The following is a 24,739-nucleotide window of genomic DNA, read 5'->3' as shown; positions in this document are numbered from 1 at the left end:
ATTTTACAGTGCGCAGTGCGCCTAAGGGTCCGGCCACATTCTCGCCCAATCGTGATTGACGCTCGGGGCGGCGATTCCGGCCTATGGAGAACGACTTTGAGGATAACCCCAGTTGCGCAGCCGGCCCGATCGCCGCATTGCTTCTCTCAACACCAACCCTTGCTGCTGAGAAGGCTGTCACAGCTTTGCTGGTCGGCACGCCGTGGATAGAAGCCAAAGCGCAGTCCGGCCTGCCCGGTCCAATGATGATCTTTCTGCCGAAAGGCAAACTCCTTATCGACTCCTGCTGGGAGACTTATGCTCTCAGGACTTGGAAGCAATTGTCCCCCAACGAGCTTTCATGGGACGAGGACGGAGCGACGATACGGGCCAAAATAAAAGCCGTTTCCTCGGATGGTCTCACTCTTCAGATCACCGCAGGAAAGGATGTTGTCGAGCGCACCTATGCTGCGGCGAAGGCTCCATACGTCTGCCCCGACATGAAGCGGTAATTCGCAGCGGCAGATACGAAACGGCCGGAGGGAGACATGAACTGGCAAAAGTCGGTTCCACTCCCCATTTACGGGGCAAGGCGCGGGCTGCCTATGTTTGACGCGCATTGTTTGACTGAAAGGACGATCCAATGACTGTAGAGCGTGCGGTACTGGCGGGCGGTTGCTTTTGGGGTATGCAGGATCTCATCAGACGCTATCCCGGCGTCGTGTCAACTCGCGTGGGCTACACGGGTGGCGAGGTGGCGAATGCGACATATCGCAATCACGGCAATCATGCCGAGGCAATCGAGATCATGTTCGATCCCTCGAAGATCAGCTACCGCGACATCCTCGAATTCTTTTTCCAGATCCATGACCCGACGACGCTCAACCGGCAAGGCAACGACCTCGGCGCCAGCTACAGGTCGGCGATACTCTACGACAACGAGGAACAGCGGTTGACCGCCGAAGACACCATCGCTGACGTGAACGCGTCGGGCCTGTGGCCCGGCAAGGTCGTCACCCAGGTCGTTCCGGTGAGCGCCTTCTGGGAGGCGGAACCGGAGCACCAGGATTATCTGGAGCGCATTCCGAACGGCTACACCTGCCACTTTGTCCGACCGGGTTGGAAGTTGCCGAAGCGCGACCAAAGCGCAGCTGCCGTCGGCTAGGATCGGCGATCCTTCCGTCGCGCCTTTCTCAGCGCCGGATTGGGTCTGAATTAAAGAGGCCTTGCTTCCGGGCAAGGCCTTTTGCGGCTATGGCCCCCGTCACGACGTCCGGGGTATCTCGCCCGTGTCCTTCAAGCAAGGTGGAGACTATTAAAACTGCGGGTGGACGGTGCAGGATCTTTCACCTATCGGTCTTCCATGCAGTCGTCCGTCGATCATATTCCGCTACCCCAAGCAGCGCGAGCTTGGCCGCATTCTGGAAATCCTCCATGAGGAATTTGAAGACGCGCTGACGGACGGCACTGCAGACTTCAAGAAGCGCGGTCGTATCCTGAAGATCGTCCTGTTCGGCTCCTATGCCCAAGGGAGGCTGGGTGGATGAACCCTTCACGATGAAGGGCTATCGGTCGGACTTCGATCTCCTGATCATCGTCAACAATCGCAAACTCTGCGAGTTCGCCGATTACTGGTACAAGGCCCCCGACCGGTTGATCCACGAAAGGTCGATCGAAACGCCGTGAGCTTCATCGTTCATTCCAGGCGCGAGGTGAACGCCTACCTGAAGGAAGGACAATATTTCTTCGCCGATATCCGCAAGGAAGGTATCGTCCTTTATGAACTGGATGATGAGCCGCTTGCGGAACCCAAGCCACTCTCACCGGCGGATCAATTGCGAGTGGCGAGTGAGCATTATGTGGATCGGTTTTCGCTGGCACGGACATTTCTGAAGGGATGTCGGTTCTATGTTCCAGAGCAGGAGCTTCGCGTGGCCGCTTTTGAGCTTCATCAATCGATCGAGCAGGCCTATCCTGCGTCCTGCTGACGCCAACCAACTACGGTCCACCTTCCCATAACATCAAATTCCTCCGCTCTCTAGCCGAAGAACAGGACGGCGTCTGGCAGAAGCCTTTCCTCGCGAGCAGCATCGTGAGCGCGCCTGGTTCAACACCCTGAACGAGGCCTATGTAAAACCCCGTTATTCGAAGCATTTCGAGATCAGCGGGAAGGCTCTTGACTGGCTTGCCAAGCAAACCGATTTGCTACTTCAGATTGTTAAGGCGGTGTGCTCTGAGCGTCTGGAGATGCTTGGTCGGAACACATCGCGAACCCGGGGTTGGCGTTTCGAACGCGGTCCGCTGTTGAAGAAGATGCGGTGGACAGCTCTGGGCTCTTGATAGGAATCGAACCGAGATCCCCGCCGCCATGTTGCGACTGAAGCTCTTGGCTACGCGAGCTTTGCCGGAAAATCGATACGACGGTGCCATCAAAAGCCAACCTCTTTCTGATGGCGCACGGCGAGGACCGTCAAGATATCCTCATCGATACGGTAGCGCGCAAGATATCCGCTGTCACCGAAATCAATGAGCCATTCCCGATACTGATCAGGCAGATCCTCAACGAGGCGGCCCATGTAAGGATGTGCGCCAAGTGCCCGTAGGCCCTTGAGAATAGTTTCACCCGCTCGCTTTGCCGCCAGGGGATTTTTCGGCCGCAAGAATTCCCGAAGTCTTTCAAGGTCACGAACGGCGGCCGGGGAGAAGATTATTTGTGGCATTCAGGTGGAGCGCGCTCGTCGTCGGTTCCCCAGGTCGAAAGCCATTTTTCGACCTCATCGCCAGTCACGTGCAGGCCGGTTTCCTGAAATTCATCCCAGGCGTTGAGTGTTTCACTCCGCAGCGCCTCCCGTTTCTCTTCACGTTCCACATATTGCTCAATCGCCTCACGCATGATCCAGTGAGACGAGCGGCGACGGACTTCGGCCAAGTGTTGGACTCGGCCTTTCAGTTCGTCATCGAGCTTGAGCGAGGTAGGAGATGCCATGCCAGCTTCCTTAGTCAAAGGTAGTACCAATTGCTAATATAGGATGCTCCATTGCTCGTGTCTACGATCTCGCCGAAGAAACGGCTGCGTCGTCAGCTATCGGGCCCCTTGCGGATAAGCGTTCCATTCGTGATGACGAGCATAATTTCTCTTCTGATGATGCGCCATCCCTTGTGTTTAGTTTGCCGCTTCTTCTTTGCGGTGATCGCGTCGGTGTCGAACAGCGGCATAGTGTGCGCGCAAAACACTTCATGGCTTGCGCAATTTCGAGTTGGGTAGTTCGCTTGCCGATGCCCAACGGAACGCAAGCAAGAGAGGGTGGAATCTGAAAGAGTTGTCGCACGATCTTTCGGGCGGCCGCATCTGCATGCACCGCAAGAAGATCAATATCTCAACCGTCATGGCCGGCCAGAACTCGGAATCACGGAAGTCGACGACGGTATTTGGCTCGTCAGTTTCATGCACTATGATCTGGGATATATCGACCTGGAGCAGCGGACTTTGCAAACCATCGACAACCCGTTCGGCACGAGGTTGTCACCCATGTGTTAGGCACGTTTTATTACCTATGTCTCCGCACTGGACAATAGGTGAGATGGCGGACAGGGTGGGATTCGAACCCACGGTACGCTTTCACGTACACACGCGTTCCAGGCGTGCGCCTTAAACCACTCGGCCACCTGTCCTTTAGGCGGTCTGCATCGGCTAAGATGCAAATCGTCGGAACGGCCGCGATATATACCGATGAATTTTCGCCGATCAACCCAAATCTAACAGTTTTTTGACTTCTTCCGGTAAAAGTGCGGCCAGGGCCTCCATTGCAGTTCCACCCACCCGTAACTATCTTTAATTTGGGTGGCGAATGGCGCGGCTGGCCGGGCGAGAGCCCGGTGCATTAGTGGCCGGAGAGATCGATGCGTTTCCTTTTGCGTTTGGCAAGTCTTGTTGCCCTGGCTGTTGCCGTGATTGCCGGAACGATCGATTCAATCCAGTCCGTTGCCGCCTCTTCCGTGGTCATAACGCCCATGGGTGACGCATGGCAGGATTTGAATCCGTCGTCGTTGGAAGCACTGCAATCGAGCATTGCCTACTATATCCACCCGCGGTTCTACACACTTGCCTTCCAGTGGCTCATGCTTCAGCCGGCCTTCGCGGTATTTCTGGTGCTATCGCTTCTGTTGTGGATGGCGGGCTACAAAAAGCCGCCGGTCGCGGGCCGTTTCGCTGCATAATCCAAGTCGCTACCTATCTCGTTGGCCTCGAATCCGAACGGATATGCGGTCCTACGCGAAACCGGCTCAAGCTGCCCGCTTGGCTAGAAAAATCGCAGCCCAACGATGATTTTGCGCAAAAATCAGCCCGCATGAGCTGATTTTTGGCAATTGCGGCAAATTTTTACCAGCCGAAAAATTTCTCGTGAAATTTTTTTTGAGCCATGCAAGGATGCGCCAGCCAGGCCTCCGGGGGGAGGTCGGTGGTTCCGCAGACATGCCTGGAACAGGCTTGCGGGAGGACCCAAACAATTAGAAACAATAGGGCTGCAACTCATGAAAAAATCCCTTCTGACTCTCCTGGCCGTGGCTGCCATGTCCACGACGGCGCTCGCCGCCGACGTCAAGCCGGCGCTCGTCTACGGTACCGGCGGGAAGTTCGATAAGTCCTTTAACGAAGCAGCCTATAATGGCGCCGAGAAGTTCAAGAAGGAAACGGGGATCGCTTATCGCGACTTCGAGCCGACCGGCGACACCCAGGGCGAACAGGCAATCCGCAACTTCGCAAGCCGTGGCTTCAACCCGGTTATCGCCGTCTCCTTCGCCTGGACCTCGGCCATCGAGAAGGTCGCGGCTGAATTTCCCGACACAAAGTTCGTCATCGTTGACGCCGTCGTCGACAAACCGAACGTCCGTTCCGTCGTCTACAAGGAAGAAGAAGGTTCCTTCCTCGTTGGCACACTTGCTGGCCTCGCTTCGAAGACCGGCAAGGTCGGCTTCGTCGGCGGCATGGACATTCCGCTGATCCGCAAGTTCGAATGCGGCTACGAGCAGGGCGCACGCTCCGTCAAGGCTGATGTCGAAGTGTTCCAGAACATGACCGGCACGACGGGGGCTGCTTGGAATGACCCGGTACGTGGTGGCGAACTCACCAAGAACCAGATTGATCAGGGCGCGGACGTCATCTACGCGGCAGCGGGCGCAACCGGCCTCGGCGTCTTGCAGACGGCTGCCGACAACAAGAAACTCTCGATCGGCGTCGATAGCAACCAGAACCACCTTCACCCGGGCTCCGTCCTGACCTCGATGGTCAAGCGTGTTGACCTCGCAGTCTACAACGGTTTCAGCGATGTCAAGGGTGACAAGTTCACGGCCGGCGTCCAGGCGCTCGGCGTCAAGGAGGACGGCGTTGCCGCTGCCGTCGACGACAACAACAAGGCGCTGATCACGCCGGAAATGCAGGCTGCGCTCGACAAGGCCAGGGAAGGCATCATCGCGGGAACCATCAAGGTTCACGACTACACGACGGACAACGCTTGCCCGAAGTGATCCGTGACTGAGACGGGCGTATGGCGGAGTTACTCCGTCATACGCCCTTTTCGTATTTGGAGCCTGCTGTGACAGACACGCCCGCTATCGAACTTGTGGGCATCGACAAGAAATTCGGTGCCGTTCACGCCAACAAAGACATCAATCTTACCGTCGCCAAGGGTACGATTCACGGCATCATCGGGGAAAACGGTGCCGGGAAATCGACCTTGATGTCGATCATCTACGGTTTCTACCATGCCGATAGCGGTGAGATTCGCGTCAACGGCAATCCCGTGACCATTAAGGACAGCCAGGCTGCGATCGCCACCGGGATCGGTATGGTGCACCAGCACTTCATGCTGGTCGACAATTTCACGGTGGTCGAAAACATCATGCTTGGGGCCGAGGGCGGTGCGCTGCTCGCCAAGGGAGTCTCTTCTGCGCGGGCCGAGCTGCGGCGCCTGGAAAAGGACTACGGCCTCGAGGTCAATCCCGATGCGTTGATCGAAGAGCTTCCGGTCGGGTTGCAGCAACGCGTGGAAATCCTCAAGGCCATGTACCGCGGCGCCGAGATCCTCATTCTTGACGAGCCGACGGGCGTGCTGACGCCGGCCGAAGCCGACCATCTGTTCAAAATCCTTCGCGTCCTGCGCGACCAAGGCAAGACCGTCATTCTGATCACCCACAAGCTGCGCGAGATCATGGCGATCACCGACACCGTTTCCGTCATGCGCCGCGGCGAGATGGTGGCGACCCGCAAGACATCCGAGACGACCGTCGAGGAACTGGCCGAGCTGATGGTCGGCCGCCGCGTCCTGCTGCGTGTTCAGAAGGGTGAGGCCAATCCTGGCAAGGTGATCCTGTCGGTCCGCAGCCTCACGGTTAAGGACAATCGCGGCGTCATCATGGTCGACAACGTGTCCTTCGATGTCCGCGCCGGCGAGATTGTCGGCATTGCTGGCGTCGCCGGCAACGGGCAGTCCGAATTGCTGGAGGCGATTGCCGGCATCCGCAAGCCGCATTCCGGCGAAATCTTCCTCGACGGGCAAACGATCGACAAAGCCGATCCGGCGCGCTTGCGCGAGCTTGGCCTTGCCCATATTCCGGAAGACCGGCATCACATGGGGCTGGTGCTGAAGTTCGAGGAATACGAGAACTCCGTTCTCGGCTACCACCGCAATCCTGACTACAGCAAAGGCCCGCTGCTCGATCTCGACGCGATCCGCAAGGACGCCATGGAGAAGATCGAGAAATACGACATCCGTCCGCCGAACCCGCGGCTGAAGACCGCGAACTTCTCCGGCGGCAACCAGCAGAAGATCGTCGTGGCGCGCGAGATCGAGCGCGATCCGACGGCGCTGATCATCGGCCAGCCGACGCGCGGCGTCGATATCGGCGCCATCGAATTCATCCATCGCCGGATCATCGAGATGCGCGACCAAGGCAAGGCGATCCTGCTTGTCTCCGTCGAGCTTGACGAAATCCGCGCCCTTTCAGACCGTATCCTTGTCATGTTTGCCGGCCATATCGTCGGCGAGAAGACGCCCGATGCCGGTGAACAGACCCTCGGCCTGATGATGGCCGGCATTGCCGCGTGAGGCCTTCATGAGCACCGCTTCAGTTCCACTTCCAAATTGGATCAACTACGGCCTCATCCCGCTGTTGAATCTGTTCGTCGCCTTCCTGATCTCCGGCTTCGTCGTCTGGCTGATCGGGGAGAGCCCGCTTGCGGCCCTGTCGCTGCTGATCGAAGGCGCGCTCGGTAGCGGCGAAGGCATCGGCTTTACGCTCTACTATGCGACGAGCTTCATCTTCACCGGACTTTCCGTAGCGGTGGCTATTCACGCGGGCCTGTTCAACATCGGTTCGGAAGGCCAGGCCTATCTCGGCGGCCTCGGCTGCGCGCTGGTGGCGCTGGCGCTCGACCACTATGTGCCATGGTATGTGACCATGCCGGTGGCGGTGGTGGGCGCGGGCCTCTTTGGTGCCGCCTGGGCCTTCATCCCGGCTTTCCTTCAGGCCAAGCGCGGCAGCCACATCGTCATCACCACTATCATGTTCAACTATATCGGCGCAGCATTGATGGTGTATCTGCTGGTGCATGTGCTTATCGTGCCTGGCAAGATGGCTCCGGAAACACGGACATTCCTTGAAGGCGGTCAATTGCCGAAACTCGGCTGGCTTATGAACCTTTTCGGCGCCAAGCTTGGCGCCGCACCGTTCAACGTCTCCTTCCTTATCGCGCTCATTGCCGCCTATTTCGTCTGGCTGCTGATCTGGCGCACCAAGCTCGGCTTCGAAATGCGGACGCTTGGCGTCAGCCAAAGCGCGGCAGCCTATGCCGGCATCCCCTACGCCCGTACCGTCATGATCGCGATGCTGCTCTCCGGCGCGCTGGCCGGCATGATGGCGCTTAATCCGGTGATGGGCTCCTCGGCCCGTCTGCAGGTAGAGTTTGTCGGTGGAGCCGGCTTCGTTGGCATCGCCGTGTCGCTGATGGGAAGAAATCATCCTGTCGGGATCATCTTCTCGGCGGTCCTCTTCGGCATCCTCTATCAGGGTGGCGACTGGATCTCCTTCGAGATGCCGAACATCACGCGCGAAATGATCCTGGTTATCCAGGGTCTCGTCATCCTCTTCGCGGGCGCGCTGGAATACATGTTCAGACCTGCGATGGTTCGCGCCTACCAACAGTTCAAGGCCGCGTGAGGGGGAACGGACGATGGATTATTATGACATCTTCATCAGCGTCCTGAGCTCCACGATCCGCTTGTCGATCCCGCTGATCTTCACCGCGTTGGCAGGTCTGTTCTCCGAGCGTGCCGGCATCTTCGACATTGGCCTCGAAGGCAAGATGCTTGGCTCGGCGTTCGCGGCGGCGTGCGTCGCCTACCTGACCGGCTCAGCTTGGCTCGGTCTTGGTGCCGGTATCATTTGCTCAATGGCGCTCAGCCTCGTGCATGGCTTCGCCTCCATCACCAATCGCGGCAACCAGATCATCTCGGGCGTGGCGATCAACTTCTTCATCGCCGGTATCACGATCGTTCTCGGCGGCGCCTGGTTCGGCCAGGGCGGTCGCACGCCGCAGCTGCTTCCGGACGCCCGCTTTGCTCCGATCGTGCTGCCCGGTGCCGATGCAATCCGCGGCGTTCCCGTCATCGGTCCGCTCTATGCCAACGTGATCTCGGGCAACAACATCCTGACTTACCTTGCCTTCCTTGCCGTTCCCCTCTCCTGGTGGATCCTCTATCGCACTCGCTTCGGCTTGCGATTGCGGGCGGTGGGCGAGAATCCCGGCGCGGTCGATACGGCGGGCATTTCGGTGAGCTGGCTGCGCTATCGTGCGGTCATGTGCGCCGGCATCCTCTGCGGTTTCTCCGGAACCTACTTGGCGATCGCGCAATCGGCAGCCTTCATCAAGGATATGTCGGCCGGTAAGGGCTACATTGCGCTTGCGGCGCTGGTCTTTGCGAAGTGGAAGCCGGTACCCGTCATGTTCGCCTGCCTCCTCTTCGGCTTCCTCGATGCGCTGGCGAACTTCATGCAGGGCAAGCAGGTTCCTCTGATCGGCGAAGTGCCGGTGCAGATCTTCCAGGCGCTGCCCTATATCCTCACCTGCATTCTGCTCGCCGGTTTCATCGGCGTGGCAATCCCGCCGAAGGCGGGGGGTATCCCCTATACGAAGGAACGTTGAGAACATGTCCCACGATCTTTTCGAGGCCGCTCGCGGAGCCATGGCTTTCGCTCATGCCCCCTATTCGAAGTTCCCGGTCGGTGCAGCGATCCGCGCCGAGGATGGCAAGGTCTATACCGGCGCCAATATCGAGAACCTGTCTTTCCCGCAGGGCTGGTGTGCGGAGCCGACCGCTATCAGCGCCATGATCATGGGCGGTGCCAAGAAAATCGTCGAAATGGCTGTTATCGCCGAGAAGCTGCCCCTTTGCCCGCCCTGTGGCGGTTGCCGGCAGAAGATCTCGGAGTTCGCTTCCAAGGATACGAAGATCTATCTCTGCGACGAAGCCGGCGTGAAGAAGACGATGACCATGGACGAGCTCCTGCCCTTCAGCTTCGAGACCGAACTCGGATGAGCGCCGCGCTGGACGTGCTTGCCGGCAAGCTCGGCGGCCTTTCGCCGCGCTACGGCATTGTGCTTGGCTCCGGCCTCGGTTCGCTGGTCGGCCAACTGACAGACGCGCATCGCATTCCGTACCATGATTTGCCCGGCTTTCCGGTCAGCGCTGTTTCGGGCCATGCCGGCGAGGTGGTTGCCGGTTCGCTTGGTGGTGTCCCGGTCGTCATGCTGTCCGGCCGGGTCCACTTTTACGAGAAAGGCGATGCGAGCGCGATGCGGCTGCCGATCGAGGTACTCAAGGGTCTTGGCATTGAAACCTTGATCCTGACTAATTCCGCCGGTTCCTTGCGAAACGACATGCCGCCCGGCTCGGTGATGCAGATCACCGATCACATCAACTATTCCGGCATGAATCCGCTGATCGGCGAGGAAAGTGACCGACGCTTCGTGGGCATGACAAGCGCTTACGATGCAAGCCTAGCCGACAAGATGCGTAAGGCTGCAGCGACGATCGGCATCGCATTGTCGCAAGGCGTCTATATGTGGTTTTCTGGTCCGAGCTTCGAGACGCCCGCTGAAATCCGGATGGCCCGCATTCTCGGCGCGGATGCCGTTGGCATGTCGACCGTGCCGGAGGTCATTATCGCGCGAATGCTGGGCTTAAGGGTTGCGGCAGCGTCCGTTATCACCAACTATGGAGCCGGCATGACCGGCGGCGAACTGAGCCATGACGAAACCAAGGACATGGCTCCGATCGGCGGCGCTCGCCTCGCTGCCATACTGAAAGAAATGATTGCAGGAGAACGCGAACAATGACCAGTCATTCCAGCAAGGAGACGGCGGCCGTCGCCCTTTCCCTCCTCGATCTCACCAACCTCAAGGATGATTGCACCGAGGCGCAGATCGATGCGCTGTGCGCCCGGGCTCAGACCCCTTTTGGCAGCACGGCAGCGATCTGCATCTGGCCACGCTTCGTTGCCCGCGCCCGCGCCGTCCTCGGCACAGGCCATCCGGTGCGCATTGCGACCGTGGTCAACTTCCCCTCCGGCGAGATGGAAGTTGCCGACGTCGCCGCCGAAACTCGCGAGGCGATTGCCGATGGCGCCGACGAAATCGACCTCGTCATCCCCTATCGCAAGTTCATGACGGGTAGCGGCAAGGCCGTCACCGACATGGTTGCGGCCGTCCGCGCCGAGTGCAAGGATCCGGTTCTTCTGAAGGTCATTCTCGAGACTGGCGAAATCAAGGACGCGGCGCTGATCCGTCGCGCCTCCGAACTCGCCATCGAGGCCGGCGCTGATTTCATCAAGACGTCCACCGGCAAGGTGTCCGTCAATGCGACGTTGGAAGCTGCCGACATCATGTTGCGGGTCATCCGCCAGAGTGGCCGTAAGGTCGGCTTCAAGCCGGCGGGTGGTATCGGATCGGTGGCAGACGCTGCGCTCTATCTGAGCCTTGCGGAGACGATCATGGCACCGGATTGGCCCATGCCATCCACCTTCCGCTTCGGTGCGTCCGGATTGCTCGACGATATCCTTGCCGTTCTTAGCGGCACGCAATCCGCGCCCGCCGCTGCATCGAGCTATTGAAATGATCCCGCAGGAGATCATCCGCCAGAAACGAAACGGCGAGACGCTTTCCGAAGGGGACATTCAGTCGTTCATTGCCGCACTTGCGTCCGGCCAGCTCTCGGAGGGGCAGATCGGCGCCTTTGCCATGGCAGTCTGGTTCAAGGGCATGTCGCGCGAAGAGGTCGTGGCCCTGACGCTTGCAATGGCGCACTCGGGCGACACGCTGAGCTGGACCGACATCGACCGTCCGATCGCCGACAAGCATTCAACAGGCGGTGTCGGCGACAACGTTTCCCTGATGCTCGCGCCGATCGCCGCAGCATGCGGCCTGGCGGTTCCGATGATTTCCGGTCGTGGCCTTGGCCATACCGGCGGAACATTGGACAAGCTCGAAGCCATTCCCGGCTACACCATCACCCCCGACGCAACCCTCTTTCGCAAGGTCGTGAAGGATGTCGGATGCGCTATCATCGGGCAGACCGGAGCCCTTGCTCCTGCCGATGGCAAGCTCTACGCCGTGCGGGATGTGACGGCGACCGTCGACTCGATCCCGCTCATCACCGCCTCGATCCTCTCGAAGAAACTTGCGGCCGGGCTGCAGACACTGGTCCTCGACGTCAAGGTCGGTAGCGGCGCGTTTATGGCCGAGCCGAAAGACGCCGAGACACTGGCCCGCGCGCTTGTCGATGTCGCCAATAGCGCAGGCGTCAGGACGTCGGCGCTGATCACCGACATGAACCAGCCGCTCGCGGATGCGGCAGGAAATGCCGTCGAGATCCGCAATTGCCTGGAATTTCTGGCAGGCGGCAAGAAGAACACACGCCTCGAGGCGGCCGTGCTGGCCTTTGCGGCCGAGATGCTGATGAAATCCGGCCTGGCCTCGTCACTGCGGGACGGTGAAACGCGGGCCGCAGACGCCCTTGCTTCAGGCAGCGCCGCCGAGAAGTTTGCCCGCATGGTCCACCTTCTCGGCGGCCCATCGGATCTTTTGCAAGCGCCGGACAAATATCTCGTCAAGGCACCGGTCACGAAGCCGGTTCCCGCGCCTCGGCCCGGTTGGCTTTGCGGCTGCGACGTTCGCGAGATCGGCATGACCGTTGTCGACCTCGGTGGCGGACGACGGCATCCCGACGACAGGATCGATCATCGCGTTGGGATTTCAGACATTCTTCCGCTTGGCACGGCTGTCGAACAAGGCGACCCGATTGCGCTGGTGCATGCCGCAAGCGAGGCTTCGGCAGATGCCGCAGTGGCAGCCCTGACCGCAAACTACCGGATCGATGAACGGCAACCGGCTATTCCCACAGTCGTGTGCCAGCGCATCGCGGCTAGATGATAGTGGCAACCCGATGCGGGCGGTCAATCCCGCAGCCATCGCCATACCCGGTGTCCGTCGGTTTGTGCCGGGTCGAAGGTCCGCGGCTGCAAATGCCGTAACCGGTGATGCCCGGTCCTGGATTTCGAATACCGACGCCCGCCAGCGCTGGCGAAATGCGCTCCGATCTGCCTGGAGGCATCCAAACACGACTTCGACGGCTATTTGCCGGTCAACACAAGTATAAGAAGTGTCCACGGCAAACAAATTCACCCTTACGATGAGTTCATCGTTTACTTGCATCACAATTGCGCAGAATATTAGCGCATGGGAGGAAGCCTTCGGCCCTCACTGTCTATAAATTGCGCCCGAACGGCTTTCCTCCCTTGGCTCAAGGGAGGATTAATCATGAGGCGGACTTTGCTGTACGCGGCGTCAGCTGCGGTACTATCGCTCGGCGTCTCGCACGCATTTGCGCAGTCGGGCAGCGTTGAGAAAGCGGTTGGCGGCTACAATTTTGCAGAAGCTGCCAAGGAAGCGCCCGGCACGAAAGATTTCCATTCGGCTGACGGTCATTTGACCTTCGCGATCGTGACGCATACGGCAGGCAACGGCTTTTTTGATCCTGTCTATGTCGGCGCGACCGTCGCCGGCAACATGATCGGCGCCAAGATCCTGCTGCTCGGTTCGGAATCACCGGTAGACGATCCAGCGCGTGAGATCGAGATCCTGAACCAGATTGCCCAGGACCCGACAATAGACGGTATTATCATGACGACGCCGCAGATTGGCGCCTATAATGACATCGTCAAGGCAGCCGAGGCGGCAGGCATACCGATCGCGACGACCAACTCGTTCGATGGGACCATCCTCCATCGCAACAACATTAGTCATACCGGCCAGGACGCATCGGCCGCAGCAATCGGCGGCGAGGCACTCGCCAATTGCGTGCTTGCAAGCGGCGCGACCAGCGGCTCGATTCTCTTGCCGTCGTCGACCGCGATGGGCAACGTTGAGGTGAACAACCGCGTGACTGCCGCTTTCAACGCCATCGTCAAGACGTTGAAGGATGCCGGCAAGCTTGACGCTTTCAAGGTCGACGCCGGGCCGGAGAATGTCGGGATCGACACGAACCCGAACGATCCGGTCAATGCGCTCGTTTCGCTCTTCGAGTCCCGCGGCGACGCGGTCGGCGCCTTCACAGCCAACAACGTCTTCACGCCACCGCTCGTGAAGGCGGTCGCGCAGATGGGGCGGACCGGCAAGTTCTGCGCATTTGGTTTCGATCTCGGCCCGGCGCAGCAAGAGGGCATTGCCGCTGGAAACCTGACCGGCTCGCTGGGACAGCAACCCTTCCTGCAGGGCTTCTGGCCTGTCATGCAGCTTTACCTGCAGATCGATCGCGGCATTGCTGCCGCCAACCTCGACACGCGTGCACAACTGGTGACGAAGGAGACCGTCGCAAACGTTGGCAAGCGCTTCGAGAACTAACCACCTGAAACGCCTGAAATCGATGCGGGAGGACGCAAGCCTCCGGCATCGCGACGGCAAGGTTGATCGGCAGAGACCATGGCGTCCACGACAACATCGTTAGGCCGCGCACCGCCTCAGCTCGTCGGCGGCTGGGAGGCTGGGCTGCTGCTCTTCCTCATGTTGCTCTATCTCGGCGGCGCTTTCGTCAATCCGGCCTTTTTTGGCTCTCCGGAAGCCCTTCACGCGCTGCTGCGCGATACATCCCGTGTCGGGACCATCGCGGTCGGAATGACCTTTGTCATCGCCAACAAGGATCTCGATCTTTCGGTCGGCTCCACCTACGGACTGATCGCCGTGGTTTTCGCCAGGCTTTTTGCGTCGAACGTTCTCGACTTTGGGGTCATGGAGTCCGCAATCTTCTGTGTGCTGCTGGGCACGGTGATTGGCCTCGTCAACGGCGTGCTTGTGACGACCCTGAGAGTGCCTGCCTTCATTGCTACGCTGACGATGCTTTTCATCGGTCGCGGCTTCGTTCTTGCGCTTACGCATGGTCAGGCGATCTATTACTCCAGCAAGGCGAAAGACTATCCGCTCTTCTTTCATCTCGGCGAGATCAATGCTCTCGGCTTCAACAACCAGATCGCGATCTTCCTTCTCATCGCTGTCATCGGCGCTTATGTGCTTGCCAAGACCCGTTGGGGCTATGAGACCTTTGCTACGGGCGGAAACGAGCAGGCTGCAGCCTATGCCGGCATCCGCACGCGCTGGGTGCGCATTCGCGCTTACCTGCTCTCATCGCTTTGCGCGACCCTTTCTGCTCTCCTGTCAGCTGCGCAGGACAAGGGTGTCACTCCTCTCTACGGCGTCAGTTGGGAACTCACCGTTATCGCGTCGGTCGTCATAGGCGGTGCATCGATCCTGGGTGGGCGCGGTCGGGTAATCGGGTCTTGCCTTGGTGCCGCAGCCGTCGTGCTGATCGACAAGGTATTGCGCGAGGGCTGGCCGATCACGCGTACCGTCGTTATCGATGGGGAGAGCATTGCCGTCGGTGCCAGGTTCACCCTACCCGCCGGTGCCGTGTTGGTTTTCCTGGGTCTCCTTCTCGTCACGGCCGTGCTCATCGAGCCGTTCCTCATTCGCCGCCAGATCGCGGCCAGGTTCTGGGCCTGGATCCGCGGCAGACCACCGCCGCCGGCCTACGAGACCGGCGGCGTGGCCCTGGAGGGCGCGCAGACGAAAGGGGCGATGGCGACCGATATCGCACTCTCGGCTACCGGGCTCGGCAAGTTCCTCGCGCGCCGTGACGCGCTCGCCATCATCCTGACCGCGGTGCTGTGGCTGACCGGCTTGGCGCTGAGGCCCGATTACTGGTGGAATCTGCCCAACACCTTCGCGATCCTGCTCAACTACACAGAACTGGCACTCATAACCGTCGGACTGACTTACGTCATTGCAGCCGGCGATATCGATCTCTCCGTTGGCGCAGTGCTTGCGCTTGCAGGCAGCACCGCAGCCTATTTCTTGAAGGTATTGGGCGCCGATCCGTTCACTGCTGTAGCGATGGGGCTGCTCGCGGGGAGCGCTGCCGGCCTCGTCAACGCCGTCGTCACAGTCGGCTTCAAGCTACCCGCCTTCATTGCCACGCTCGGCATGTTCTACATTGCCCGAGGTCTCGCCGCCTGGTTCGTCGCCGGCCAGCAACTGACCGGCTGGCCTGAAGGCTACAACCTGCTTGGTCGCAAGGTGAATGACGTTCTCCTGCATTTCGGCCTATCGCTGCCGCCGGGGATCATTCGCTCGGTGGCCGAGGTCGTCAGCATCCAGACGATCTTTATGTTTTTGGTCGCCGTCATCGCTGGTATCGTGCTTGCCTACACACCATTCGGACTAAAAGTCTGCGCGGCGGGCGGCAACGTCCGCGCCGCCGCTTATGCCGGCATCAACACGAACCGCGTGCGTTTCATTTCACTCATGCTGGCCGCTCTGTGCGCAGCCGTGGCCGGGATCATCAACGTCGCTTACTTCCGCAGCTTCAACCCGGTTGCCGGCCAGTTCCGGGAGCTTGACGCCATCGCCTCCGTTATCATCGGCGGCGGATCGATCTTCGGCGGTTACGGCACGATGATCGGTTCGCTTGCCGGTGCGGCCGTCATCACGCTCATCCGGGCACTCCTGCAGCTCAACGTCCAGGGCTTCAGCATGCCGCAGCACTGGATCAATGTCTTCATTGGGGTCATCCTCATTGTGGCAGTGCTGATCGACATATGGGTGCGTCAGGCCAATGTCTTCGCGCGCCTGCGAGGCCTTTTCACGAAAGCTGCGCCAACGGGAGAACGCATCCATGGCTGACGCGCAGCCCTTGCAGCCGATTGTGGAAATGCGGAGCATCGAGAAGGCCTTCGGAGCCGTGCAGGCACTCCGCAAAGTCGATCTCGTGCTTTATCCAGGCGAGATTCTCGGCCTAGTCGGCGACAATTCGGCCGGCAAGTCGACGCTGATGAAGATTCTGACCGGTGCCTATCAGCGCGATTCCGGCGAAATCCTGGTTGCTGGGCAACCGGTGTATTTCAAGGGTCCGCACGAGAGCCGCGACGCCGGAATCGAGATGATCTATCAGGACTTCGCGCTTTGCGGGAACATGGATGTCGGTCAGAACATCTTCCTTGGCCGCTGGCCCCTCAGGGGCCCCTTCGTCAACCGACGAAAGATGTATGCCGAGGCCGACAGTGTTCTGAAACGGCTCAAAGTCGACGTGAATTCCGTCTATCAAAAGGTTGAAAGCCTGTCAGGCGGTCGACAGCAATCTGTAGCGATTGCCCGCGCGATCTCGTTCGAACCGCGCGTCGTGATCCTCGACGAGCCGACTGCCAACCTTTCCGTGATGGCGACCGAACGGCTGCTCGAAACCATGCTGGAGCTGAAGAAGCAGGGCGTTGCCCAAATCATCATCTCGCACCGCCTTGTTGATATTTTTGCCGTGGGTGATCGCGTCATGGTCCTCAAGCGCGGAGAGTATGTCGGCGACCGCTACGTCAAAAACACGGACGAGCACGAGGTCTTGGAGATAATTGTCTCCGGCACCCGCGAGAACGCGCTGACAGCCGACGAGGCAAGACACATTGATCGGCCATCGACGCCCTGACGTCATGCCCAACCTGCATTACGCCCGGGTGTGGATTTGCCTCGACAAGTTTTCGACGACGGCGTAGCGCCGTGAGGGGATGATGTGCGGTCTTGATGACCCGTACGCTGCGGAAAGTCCTCGATACCCCGGTCTATTGCTTCAAACTGAGGGATCCATCTGCAACGGAGTAGGAGGCAAGCTTCCTGAGGAAGCTCATGCCGACGAGCGTCGAGGAAAGGGCGTCATCCTTCAGCACGAAAGCCTCCACGTCGCGCACACGAATGCCACCGATTTCTACCCGATCCAATGTGATGTGCGCCGCCTTTGTCTGCCCATTGGCCGTGTCCACCGAGTAGCGGAAATCAAGCTGGTTGCCGGTATAGCCAAGGCGTCGGGCGAAGCTCTCGTTCAGAGCGACATAGGTTGCGCCCGTGTCGACCAGGCCCTGCACCTGTCGACCGTTGATCCTGAAGTCTCCGGAGTAATGTCCCTGGGCATCGGCCTGCAGGCGCATCGTGCCACCATCAACCGCCGTGGCAGGTAGCTGTTCGGTGCTGCCGGTTACAAAGTTGGCCGAAACAACCGCTTCGCTGCCGGGTTTTCCCATGAGGGACGGAATTTGTGTGGCAAGCACCGCGGCGATGCTTGCAAAAATGACGGTGCGCAGGAGCATCGGGACAGAAATCCTTCCTGTATAAACCCCGCGTCATGCGTGGCCATGCTTCTAGCTGCTACGCCATAATTACTGACAAGTTGCTAATGCCGGCAAAGCAGATGGCCCGGCAAGCATGTCCGGGCCATCAACTGCCTCTATTTGGTAAACGGAGTGCAAATCATTTCGTGCCGTACATGCGGTCGCCGGCGTCGCCGAGACCAGGCATGATGTAGCCCTTCTCGTTCAGATGGCTGTCGATGGAGGCGGTGAAGACGGGAACATCCGGATGGGCATCGCGGAAATTTCTGATGCCCTCGGGTGCCGCCAGAAGGCAGAGGAAGCGAATGTTGTGGGCTCCGCGTTCCTTGAGCTTGTCGATTGCGGCGATCGACGAATTGCCGGTGGCAAGCATCGGGTCGACGACGATGATCAGGCGCTCCGAAATATCCTCGGGAGCCTTGAAGTAATATTCGACCGGCTGCAGCGTCTCGTGATCGCGGTAGACGCCGATATGCGACACGCGAGCCGACGGCACGAGATCGAGCATGCCTTCGAGAAGGCCGTTGCCGGCACGCAGGATCGAGGCGAAGACGAGCTTCTTGCCTTCGAGGATCGGCGATTCCATCGTCTGCAGGGGCGTCTCGATGGTCTCCATCGTGAGCTCCAGATCGCGGGTCACTTCGTAGCAGAGCAGCGTAGAGATTTCGCGCAGGAGCCGACGGAAACTCCCGGTAGAGGTCTCCTTGCGCCGCATGATCGTGAGTTTGTGCTGCACAAGCGGGTGATCAATGACCGTTACGCCATCCATGGCCGAGCCCTTCCTATCGTTGTTCTTATCGGATGTTTCTTCCATGGAAATTGCCTCCACTGCAAGAGCGGAGGCAATTTTGCAATGCGCTCCCCAAGGCGAGAGGGATCACATCCGGGCAAAAAGTGCCTGGCGCGTCGGCTCGTCGACGAAGGCTGCCTCGATACCGGTTCGCGTCATCTCATCAATTGCGGCATCGCTGAAGCCAAACGCTTCGGCGGCCAATTCGTACTCGCGCTTCAGCGACGTATGAAAGAACGGCGGGTCGTCCGAACTGATCGTCACGCGTACACCGGCCTCCTTGAGCCGTGGCAGCGGATGAGAGGCGAAATCCGGGAAGACGCTCAGCGCAATATTGGAGCCGGGACAGACTTCGAGCACCGTTCCGAGGTCGGCGATCCGCCGGACGAGATCCATGTCTTCTATGGCGCGCACGCCGTGCCCGATGCGCGAGGGCCTGACGACGTCGAGCGCCTCGGCAACGCTGAAAGCGCCGCACACCTCGCCCGCGTGGATGGTGAGGCCGAGCCCTGCATGGCGCGCGATGTCAAAGGCGCGCGCGTAGTCGGCAACCCGACCCATTCGCTCCTCGCCGGCAAGATTGAATCCGGTGATAAGCGGATTTTTCGCCCTAGCAGCATATTCCGCGGCGCCAATGACACTTTCGGGGCCGAAATGACGCTCCCCCGTGACAATCAGACGTGCCTCGATGCCGCTTTTCGCCTTCGCACGACGAATACCTTCGCACACACCCTCGATGTGAGCGTCCGCACCAAGCCCTATCCGCTTGCCGTGATCAGGAGACACGATCAGCTCGCTGTAGATCGTGCCTATGGCGGCGAGTTCCTCAAGATAGGTTTCAGTCAGCAGCGCATAGTCTTCTTCGGTCTTGTAGACCTCCGAGACCTTGTCGTAGCATTGCAGAAAGCTTGCGAAATCATGCCAGACATAGGCGCCATCAGCTAGATAGGGGCTGATGTCGATGTTGTACTTGCGGGCCTGTGCCAAGGTAAGCGTTGGCGGCGCCGCACCTTCCAGATGGCAGTGCAACTCGACCTTCTTCAAATGCGACGTCATAGAAAACTTCTCCCGTGCGCCCCCGGCGGAATGCGCAGATGGCGCGCAATCGTCTCGCCGATATCCGCATAGGTGGCGCGGATGCCGACATCGCGAGACCGCAACCCCGGCCCGTAGGCAATGATCGGCACGCGTTCGCGCGTGTGATCAGTGCCGCGCCACGTCGGATCGCAGCCATGGTCGGCGGTCAGGATCACGAGATCTCCGGGCTTCAGCTTGCCGCCCACTTCGGGCAGCCTGGCATCAAAGGCCTTAAGCGCGGCAGCATAGCCTGCCACATCCCGGCGATGGCCGTAGACCATGTCGAAATCGACAAAGTTTGTGAAAACCAGTTCGCCATCCTCGGCGGTGTCCATGGCTGCGAGGCTGGCATCCATCAACGCCTCATTGCCATTCGCCTTGACCACCCGCGATACCCCCTTATGCGCAAAGATGTCGCCGATCTTGCCAATGGCATGCACCTTGCGACCTTCCTTGACCAGTCGGTCGAGAAGCGTCGGCTCCGGCGGCGGCACAGAGAAGTCGCGCCGGTTTCCGGTGCGCTGGAACTTGGAGGCGGCTTCCCCAACAAACGGCCGCGCGATGACGCGGCCGATGTTGTAGTGGTCCAGCAGCGCCCGCGCGATCGTGCAGAAGGTCATGAGCCTGTCGAGGCCGAAATGCGTCTCGTGCGCGGCAACCTGGAAGACGGAGTCGGACGAGGTGTAGCAGATCGGCCTTCCAGTCCGGATATGCTCTTCGCCGTGGCGGGCAATGATGTCGGTGCCCGACGCGTGGCAGTTGCCGAGTATCCCCGGAACGTCCGCAGCCCTGCAGAGCGCTTCGACCAGCTGCGGCGGAAAGGCTTCCCCCTCGGTTGGAAAGTAGCCCCAGTCGAATGTTACCGGCGTTCCGGCGATCTCCCAATGGCCGGACGGGGTGTCTTTGCCATGCGAAACTTCGCTGGCGGAGCCGAACATCGCGTAGACCTTTTCCGGAACCGGCATCCCGGCCGGGAAGCGCCCCGACGCGGCCTTTGCCAGATGCACCAGACCAAGAGCCGACATGTTCGGAAGCTGCAGCGGGCCGGAGCGCAACCCTTCGCGATCGCCAACACCCGCCGCACAGAATTCCGCGATGTGTCCGAGCGTGTTGGCGCCCTCATCGCCGTAGGCCGCAGCATCCGGAGCACCGCCGACGCCAAAAGAATCCAGAACGAAAAGAAACGCTCGCGCCATGCTCCACCCAGCGAATTCACGGTCCACGCAGTGGGCCCACTGCTCAAGCCTTATAACGGCAGAGCGCGCTTGGCAAACCTGCATCCGGCTTAGTCAGCAATCGCCGCACGTGACAGTAGCGCTCGCACGGGGGAGATAGAAGTAACTGCGGCTGATGGTGATCGTGCTGTCGTTCGGCACCAAGTTTGGTGCAAACAGGAAGAGCTTATACGGAATGCTGAGTTCGGTGCGGACCAAAAAGATATTGGCTTTCTTCATGTCGGCCGGAACCGTCGTGGCGGAATTAGCCACGTATGGACGGCTCCCATCCTGCGCCCACGACCATGCCACTGTCGGGTTTCCAGTACCATCGAGAGCGATGCCCGTGATCTTGATCGTAAGGCCGGTCGAACCGTAGGGGACGAACACCGCAGAGGCCACCGAGGGCATATCGGTGAGCCAAGCTTTGGTCACGCTTTTCTGTTGGGTCACAACATCCGTGATCATGCCCGCCGCCCGGCTTGCGCGCTTGCTGATGCTCAGACCGATCGTGATCTCGAATGCACCGATGTAAAGCATCACCAGGATCGGGAACAGGATGGCAAACTCGATCGCGCCCACGCCCTGCCGGTCGCCGATGAAGCGTCTTGCGAGCCGATGAAGCCTGATCAATACGCCGCGACCTGCCATCAGGGGTACTGCTCGTTCTGGAAGGCCGTCGTGGCGACCATTAGAAAATATGAGGAAGAGCCGTCAGTAGGGCGGACGTTCGTAATGTAGGGCCGTATCAGGTCGGTTATGACTTGCCAGCGGTAATAGGCCCGGACCATGTTGATCGTGCCAGAACCGCCAGGAAGATATTTGAAGTCCGAGGTCTTGATGTCCGCGTAGGCGCTGGTGGACGTCCTCGGTATCGTCGTCGGAATGGCGGCAAATGTGGAGAAATTCTGTACGTCGATGAACAGCTTGTTCGGGGTGGCCACTTCCGTTGTAGAGCATTTTATCAGAATTGAAATCTCATCGCAGAACGCCGTCCTGAACGCTGTCACATTCGTATTCGCGGGTGTGATCTGGCCGGTCCGCATCTTGCGGCTCATCGTATCCACGGCATTGGACAGGAGCTCCTCGCCGGCAAAGGCAATGAATGTCTCGATGATCGCAAAGACCACCAGGAAATAGGGTATGGCGAGGAGTGCAAATTCGATAGCGGCCGACCCGTCGCGAGAGCGCGCAAATGCGGTTAGCCGCGGCCGCTTCCGCCGATGGGGGCGGGAGGCCGCGTCCGCTGCTTGATCCGTTTCCTTCATGGCATGCATCCGGGACAGCTTCGACCACACCGTTTTAAAGGGTGATCGTTGATTTTCCGTTTCAAGCCGGATCAGAAGTTTAACGGACGATTGCAAACGCGATTTGGCGGCTACTATTGAGCTGCCGCTGTCGCCTCCGCTCCCTGCTGGCTATGCTGCTCGCAATTCGGGGTACACGAAAGGACCGACCGCTCCGTCTGTCGAAAGACGCGGACGGTGTTTGCCTCGTCGATCGACACCAGGATGCTCTCGTCCAAGATCGCGTTACCGTCAGCATCGAGCAACACGAGGTTGGTCGTTCCAAAGCTGCGTCCCGTCAGCACGATCGTCTTGGAATCAGCGACGGTTGCATCCGCTACCTTGGCATTTCCGACGATGACCTTGCTTACCGGGCGATCCAGCTTCAATACACGCGCCTGGTCCATATAGACCCGCAGAACATCCTGCTGCGCGTGCGCAGACGTACAAAGGCCGAGAACGACAAGAACGCTGGCTAGGAAAATCCTCTTGCCACTCAGGGGCATTTTGGTTCTCTTCTGAAGGGTTGCGGCGATTTTTGCAGAACAGCATGAGAAAAATTGGTGAACGAAGCTTTAATTCTCTTCTGACGTGCGCAGGATTCCAGCGGCTCGCACCCATAAAAAGACAATTCCCTCGAGATGCAGTGAGTTTGCTGACCGCCCCGAACATCGGTGGAGCCCCGACAAGCAACGGAAACTTAAATTACTGCAAGGCACGCGGGGCCTTTCCTAGATTTCTAGACATTCAGGAAAGAGAATACTTACCATTCTTAAGTGTCGGTCGGCATTTACAAAGTGGTAACCCAACTCTTTAAGTTGATAGAAACAGGCGCTGGTTAAATTGTGGCAATCCGATCAACGGCAACAGTTGGCGGACGTGCTGAACCTCAACTGGAGTTAGGAGTTACCATGACCAAGCTTGTTAGCCGTTTTCTGAAGGACGAATCCGGCGCGACCGCAATTGAATACGGCCTGATCGCAGCGCTGATCTCCGTCGCGCTCATCACCGGCGCGACCGCAGTGGGTACCAAACTGAACAACCTCTTCAACGGCATATCCGTCAAGATGGGCAGCGCCTGCACCACCGGCGGCATCACCGGTTGCTGATGCCAAGCCGCCGTTAAGGATAGAGGCCGTCCTGACACGCTCAGGGCGGCTTTGCATTTTGTTCGGCTTTGCGAGGTAAATCGGGTCATGACTTCAAGCGTCATTATTACCATCTTTCCGATGTGCCTAGCATTTGCGGCGGTGATGGACACGCTGACGATGACCATCCCGAACCGCATCTCAGCAATTCTATTACTATCTTTCCTTGCGCTGGCCCCCTTCGTTGGCATGGACTGGCAGACGTTCGGCTACCATCTACTTGCAGGCGTCGTTGTGTTTGGTGCCTGTTTTGTCTTCTTCGCTCTCAATGTCATGGGTGGGGGGGACGCCAAGCTGCTAACTGCCGCGGCCGTCTGGTTCGGGTTTGGACAGCCGCTGGTGGAATTCGTTGGTTATGTCGGCATCATGGGCGGTCTTCTGACCGCGGCCATCCTCTTAGTACGAATGCAGAGCGACGTGATCACGACAATCGGGTTGCGAGTGCCGGATTCGCTCCTTGTCGCCAAGAAGATCCCCTACGGCATTGCTATCGCCGCAGGCGGCTTTATTGCCTTCCCTTCCTCCCCGCTCTTCATCGCGGCGTTGGAAAGCCTGAAGTAACGGCAGATTAAGTCTCCGTTAACTTAAAATCGAAGGCTTTCATTAACCATAATTACACCAATTGCGGGCCATTCTTCGGGCGAATATCGCGAATCCCCGAGGAACATTCGATGAGACCCGCCCGCCTTTTGATACTTGGAGTGGCTGTCGTTGCAGCCGGCCTTGCCGGTGTGCTGGCGATGAGCCTCGCGGGACGTGGTTCCGTCGTTACCCAGGTTCAATCGGTCGTCGAGAAGGAGCCGACGGTCAACGTGCTCGTCTCCAGCGCCAATCTGCCGGTCGGCGCACGATTGGATGACAAGGCGGTTCACTGGATGGGGTGGCCGCAGAGCGCAGTCGTCCAGGGCTTCATCACCGAGGCTGACAAGCCCGATGCCCTGAAAAACATGCAGGGTGCCGTTGTTCGCCTGCGGATCTTCGAAGGCGAGCCGATCCGCGCCGAAAAGGTCGCGGATTCGAGCAGCCGAATCATGTCCTCGCTCCTGCCTTCCGGCAAACGCGCGGTCGCAACGGAAATCTCGGTCTCCACAGGTGCCGGCGGCTTTATCCTGCCGAACGACCGCGTCGACGTGATCATGGTTCGCAAATCCAAGGAAACCGATAAGTATCTGACCGAGACGGTGCTCAACAATGTGCGCGTACTCGCGATCGACCAGCAGATCCAGGAAAAGGATGACGGCTCAAAAGCCGTGGTCGGCACCACCGCAACACTGGAGCTGACCCCCGATCAAACCAAGGTTCTGGCCGTCGCACAGCAAATCGCCGACCGGCTGTCACTGGCATTGCGCTCCGTGGCCGACGCCCAGGAGCAGGACACCAGTGCTGCGGACTACCTCCTCAGCGGCGACAACGGCAGCGCCATCGTTCAGGTCATCAAATCAGGCTCAATCGTTACAGACAGCATCAGCGCGCCAAAGGCCGAGTAAA

General features: G+C 59.3%; 26 protein-coding genes, 1 tRNA gene and 2 pseudogenes. 19 read left to right on the top strand and 10 right to left on the bottom strand.

The annotated features are described in order from the left end of the window. The first annotated feature begins 83 nt into the window (after nt 1–83). The 3 genes and pseudogenes from WGT02_RS02280 (at nt 84) to WGT02_RS02270 (ending at nt 2,319) form a co-directional block, all read left to right on the top strand. Entirely contained in the window at nt 84–491 is a 408-nt protein-coding gene (locus WGT02_RS02280) for a hypothetical protein (protein ID WP_208249279.1), read from the top strand. A 131-nt stretch (nt 492–622) separates the two neighbouring features. After that, nucleotides 623–1,144: a peptide-methionine (S)-S-oxide reductase MsrA gene (msrA, locus tag WGT02_RS02275; RefSeq protein ID WP_208249281.1), complete on the top strand. Its 522-nt coding sequence runs from the start codon at nt 623–625 to the stop codon at nt 1,142–1,144. Nucleotides 1,145–1,342: 198 nt separating this feature from the next. Then, nucleotides 1,343–2,319 (top strand): annotated as a pseudogene (locus tag WGT02_RS02270) (nucleotidyltransferase and HEPN domain-containing protein). 89 nt (nt 2,320–2,408) lie between these two features. Here the strand turns inward: WGT02_RS02270 and WGT02_RS02265 are convergent. Together WGT02_RS02265 and WGT02_RS02260 are read right to left on the bottom strand one after the other, a co-directional pair. Then, nucleotides 2,409–2,699, bottom strand: a complete 291-nt coding sequence (locus tag WGT02_RS02265; RefSeq protein WP_024313433.1) for a type II toxin-antitoxin system RelE/ParE family toxin — start codon at nt 2,697–2,699, stop codon at nt 2,409–2,411. Further along, the gene (locus WGT02_RS02260) at nt 2,687–2,965 is read right to left on the bottom strand and encodes a CopG family ribbon-helix-helix protein (RefSeq protein WP_024313432.1); all 279 of its coding nucleotides are present in this window, start codon (nt 2,963–2,965) and stop codon (nt 2,687–2,689) included. Before WGT02_RS02260 ends, WGT02_RS02265 begins: the two co-directional genes overlap by 13 nt. 355 nt (nt 2,966–3,320) lie before the next feature. On the opposite strand from WGT02_RS02260, the pseudogene WGT02_RS02255 reads away from it, so the two are divergent. Next, nucleotides 3,321–3,517: pseudogene (locus tag WGT02_RS02255) on the top strand (IS481 family transposase); the annotation flags it as partial. A gap of 44 nt (nt 3,518–3,561) precedes the next feature. On the opposite strand, the gene WGT02_RS02250 reads toward WGT02_RS02255, so the two are convergent. Then, nucleotides 3,562–3,651 (bottom strand) — tRNA-Ser (locus tag WGT02_RS02250). A 228-nt stretch (nt 3,652–3,879) separates the two neighbouring features. On the opposite strand from WGT02_RS02250, the gene WGT02_RS02245 reads away from it, so the two are divergent. The 12 genes from WGT02_RS02245 (at nt 3,880) to WGT02_RS02190 (ending at nt 17,060) form a co-directional block, all read left to right on the top strand. Further along, the gene (locus WGT02_RS02245; RefSeq protein WP_024313431.1) at nt 3,880–4,197 is read left to right on the top strand and encodes a hypothetical protein; all 318 of its coding nucleotides are present in this window, start codon (nt 3,880–3,882) and stop codon (nt 4,195–4,197) included. Between the two features lie 315 nt (nt 4,198–4,512). After that, the gene (locus WGT02_RS02240) at nt 4,513–5,505 is read left to right on the top strand and encodes a BMP family protein (protein WP_024313430.1); all 993 of its coding nucleotides are present in this window, start codon (nt 4,513–4,515) and stop codon (nt 5,503–5,505) included. Between the two features lie 68 nt (nt 5,506–5,573). Continuing rightward, the gene (locus WGT02_RS02235; RefSeq protein ID WP_208249283.1) at nt 5,574–7,085 is read left to right on the top strand and encodes an ABC transporter ATP-binding protein; all 1,512 of its coding nucleotides are present in this window, start codon (nt 5,574–5,576) and stop codon (nt 7,083–7,085) included. Nucleotides 7,086–7,092: 7 nt separating this feature from the next. Then, a complete protein-coding gene (locus WGT02_RS02230; protein WP_024313428.1) occupies nt 7,093–8,196 on the top strand; it encodes an ABC transporter permease in 1,104 nt (367 codons plus the stop codon). Nucleotides 8,197–8,209: 13 nt separating this feature from the next. Beyond that, nucleotides 8,210–9,181 (top strand): ABC transporter permease, encoded by a 972-nt coding sequence (locus WGT02_RS02225; RefSeq protein ID WP_024313427.1) that lies wholly within the window; start codon nt 8,210–8,212, stop codon nt 9,179–9,181. A gap of 4 nt (nt 9,182–9,185) precedes the next feature. Then, nucleotides 9,186–9,575, top strand: a complete 390-nt coding sequence (locus tag WGT02_RS02220) for a cytidine deaminase (protein ID WP_024313426.1) — start codon at nt 9,186–9,188, stop codon at nt 9,573–9,575. Then, complete coding sequence (locus tag WGT02_RS02215) at nt 9,572–10,375, top strand: purine-nucleoside phosphorylase (protein WP_024313425.1); 804 nt, start codon at nt 9,572–9,574, stop codon at nt 10,373–10,375. Before WGT02_RS02220 ends, WGT02_RS02215 begins: the two co-directional genes overlap by 4 nt. Then, nucleotides 10,372–11,148: a deoxyribose-phosphate aldolase gene (deoC, locus tag WGT02_RS02210; RefSeq protein ID WP_024313424.1), complete on the top strand. Its 777-nt coding sequence runs from the start codon at nt 10,372–10,374 to the stop codon at nt 11,146–11,148. The genes WGT02_RS02215 and deoC overlap by 4 nt, the downstream gene beginning before the upstream one ends. 1 nt (nt 11,149) lies before the next feature. Continuing rightward, nucleotides 11,150–12,466 carry a thymidine phosphorylase gene (gene deoA / locus WGT02_RS02205; RefSeq protein ID WP_208249285.1) on the top strand — a complete coding sequence of 439 codons (1,317 nt, stop codon included), beginning with the start codon at nt 11,150–11,152 and terminating at the stop codon, nt 12,464–12,466. A 387-nt stretch (nt 12,467–12,853) separates the two neighbouring features. Continuing rightward, nucleotides 12,854–13,936 carry a substrate-binding domain-containing protein gene (locus tag WGT02_RS02200; protein ID WP_024313422.1) on the top strand — a complete coding sequence of 361 codons (1,083 nt, stop codon included), beginning with the start codon at nt 12,854–12,856 and terminating at the stop codon, nt 13,934–13,936. Between the two features lie 78 nt (nt 13,937–14,014). Continuing rightward, entirely contained in the window at nt 14,015–16,267 is a 2,253-nt protein-coding gene (locus WGT02_RS02195; RefSeq protein WP_208249288.1) for an ABC transporter permease, read from the top strand. Beyond that, complete coding sequence (locus WGT02_RS02190) at nt 16,260–17,060, top strand: ATP-binding cassette domain-containing protein (RefSeq protein ID WP_024313420.1); 801 nt, start codon at nt 16,260–16,262, stop codon at nt 17,058–17,060. The genes WGT02_RS02195 and WGT02_RS02190 overlap by 8 nt, the downstream gene beginning before the upstream one ends. A gap of 133 nt (nt 17,061–17,193) precedes the next feature. Here WGT02_RS02190 and WGT02_RS02185 read toward each other — a convergent pair whose 3' ends face one another. From WGT02_RS02185 to WGT02_RS02155, 7 genes are all read right to left on the bottom strand, one after another. Beyond that, a complete protein-coding gene (locus WGT02_RS02185) occupies nt 17,194–17,715 on the bottom strand; it encodes a TIGR02281 family clan AA aspartic protease (RefSeq protein WP_208249290.1) in 522 nt (173 codons plus the stop codon). Between the two features lie 160 nt (nt 17,716–17,875). After that, nucleotides 17,876–18,505 carry a uracil phosphoribosyltransferase gene (upp, locus tag WGT02_RS02180; RefSeq protein ID WP_024313419.1) on the bottom strand — a complete coding sequence of 210 codons (630 nt, stop codon included), beginning with the start codon at nt 18,503–18,505 and terminating at the stop codon, nt 17,876–17,878. 108 nt (nt 18,506–18,613) lie between these two features. After that, a complete protein-coding gene (locus tag WGT02_RS02175; protein WP_208249293.1) occupies nt 18,614–19,582 on the bottom strand; it encodes an adenosine deaminase in 969 nt (322 codons plus the stop codon). Further along, nucleotides 19,579–20,799, bottom strand: a complete 1,221-nt coding sequence (locus WGT02_RS02170) for a phosphopentomutase (RefSeq protein WP_208249296.1) — start codon at nt 20,797–20,799, stop codon at nt 19,579–19,581. The genes WGT02_RS02175 and WGT02_RS02170 overlap by 4 nt, the downstream gene beginning before the upstream one ends. Nucleotides 20,800–20,892: 93 nt before the next feature. Further along, the gene (locus WGT02_RS02165) at nt 20,893–21,468 is read right to left on the bottom strand and encodes a TadE/TadG family type IV pilus assembly protein (protein ID WP_024313416.1); all 576 of its coding nucleotides are present in this window, start codon (nt 21,466–21,468) and stop codon (nt 20,893–20,895) included. After that, nucleotides 21,468–22,085: a TadE/TadG family type IV pilus assembly protein gene (locus tag WGT02_RS02160; protein ID WP_024313415.1), complete on the bottom strand. Its 618-nt coding sequence runs from the start codon at nt 22,083–22,085 to the stop codon at nt 21,468–21,470. Before WGT02_RS02160 ends, WGT02_RS02165 begins: the two co-directional genes overlap by 1 nt. A gap of 113 nt (nt 22,086–22,198) precedes the next feature. After that, nucleotides 22,199–22,609 (bottom strand): pilus assembly protein N-terminal domain-containing protein, encoded by a 411-nt coding sequence (locus WGT02_RS02155; protein WP_024313414.1) that lies wholly within the window; start codon nt 22,607–22,609, stop codon nt 22,199–22,201. 405 nt (nt 22,610–23,014) lie between these two features. Here WGT02_RS02155 and WGT02_RS02150 point away from each other — a divergent pair, with 405 nt between their 5' ends. The 3 genes from WGT02_RS02150 to cpaB all read left to right on the top strand — a co-directional run bounded on the left by WGT02_RS02150 (nt 23,015) and on the right by cpaB (nt 24,738). Further along, nucleotides 23,015–23,212 (top strand): Flp family type IVb pilin, encoded by a 198-nt coding sequence (locus WGT02_RS02150; protein WP_208249298.1) that lies wholly within the window; start codon nt 23,015–23,017, stop codon nt 23,210–23,212. Between the two features lie 87 nt (nt 23,213–23,299). Further along, entirely contained in the window at nt 23,300–23,812 is a 513-nt protein-coding gene (locus WGT02_RS02145) for a prepilin peptidase (protein WP_208249301.1), read from the top strand. A gap of 110 nt (nt 23,813–23,922) precedes the next feature. Further along, entirely contained in the window at nt 23,923–24,738 is an 816-nt protein-coding gene (cpaB, locus tag WGT02_RS02140) for a Flp pilus assembly protein CpaB (RefSeq protein ID WP_208249303.1), read from the top strand. Nucleotide 24,739: the final 1 nt, after the last annotated feature.

It is taken from the genome of Rhizobium sp. T1470 (assembly GCF_042140505.1).
Classification (GTDB): Bacteria; Pseudomonadota; Alphaproteobacteria; order Rhizobiales; family Rhizobiaceae; genus Rhizobium; species Rhizobium favelukesii.
The sequence above is the reverse complement of the archived record's forward strand: the minus strand, read 5'-3'. Positions and strand labels throughout refer to the sequence as shown.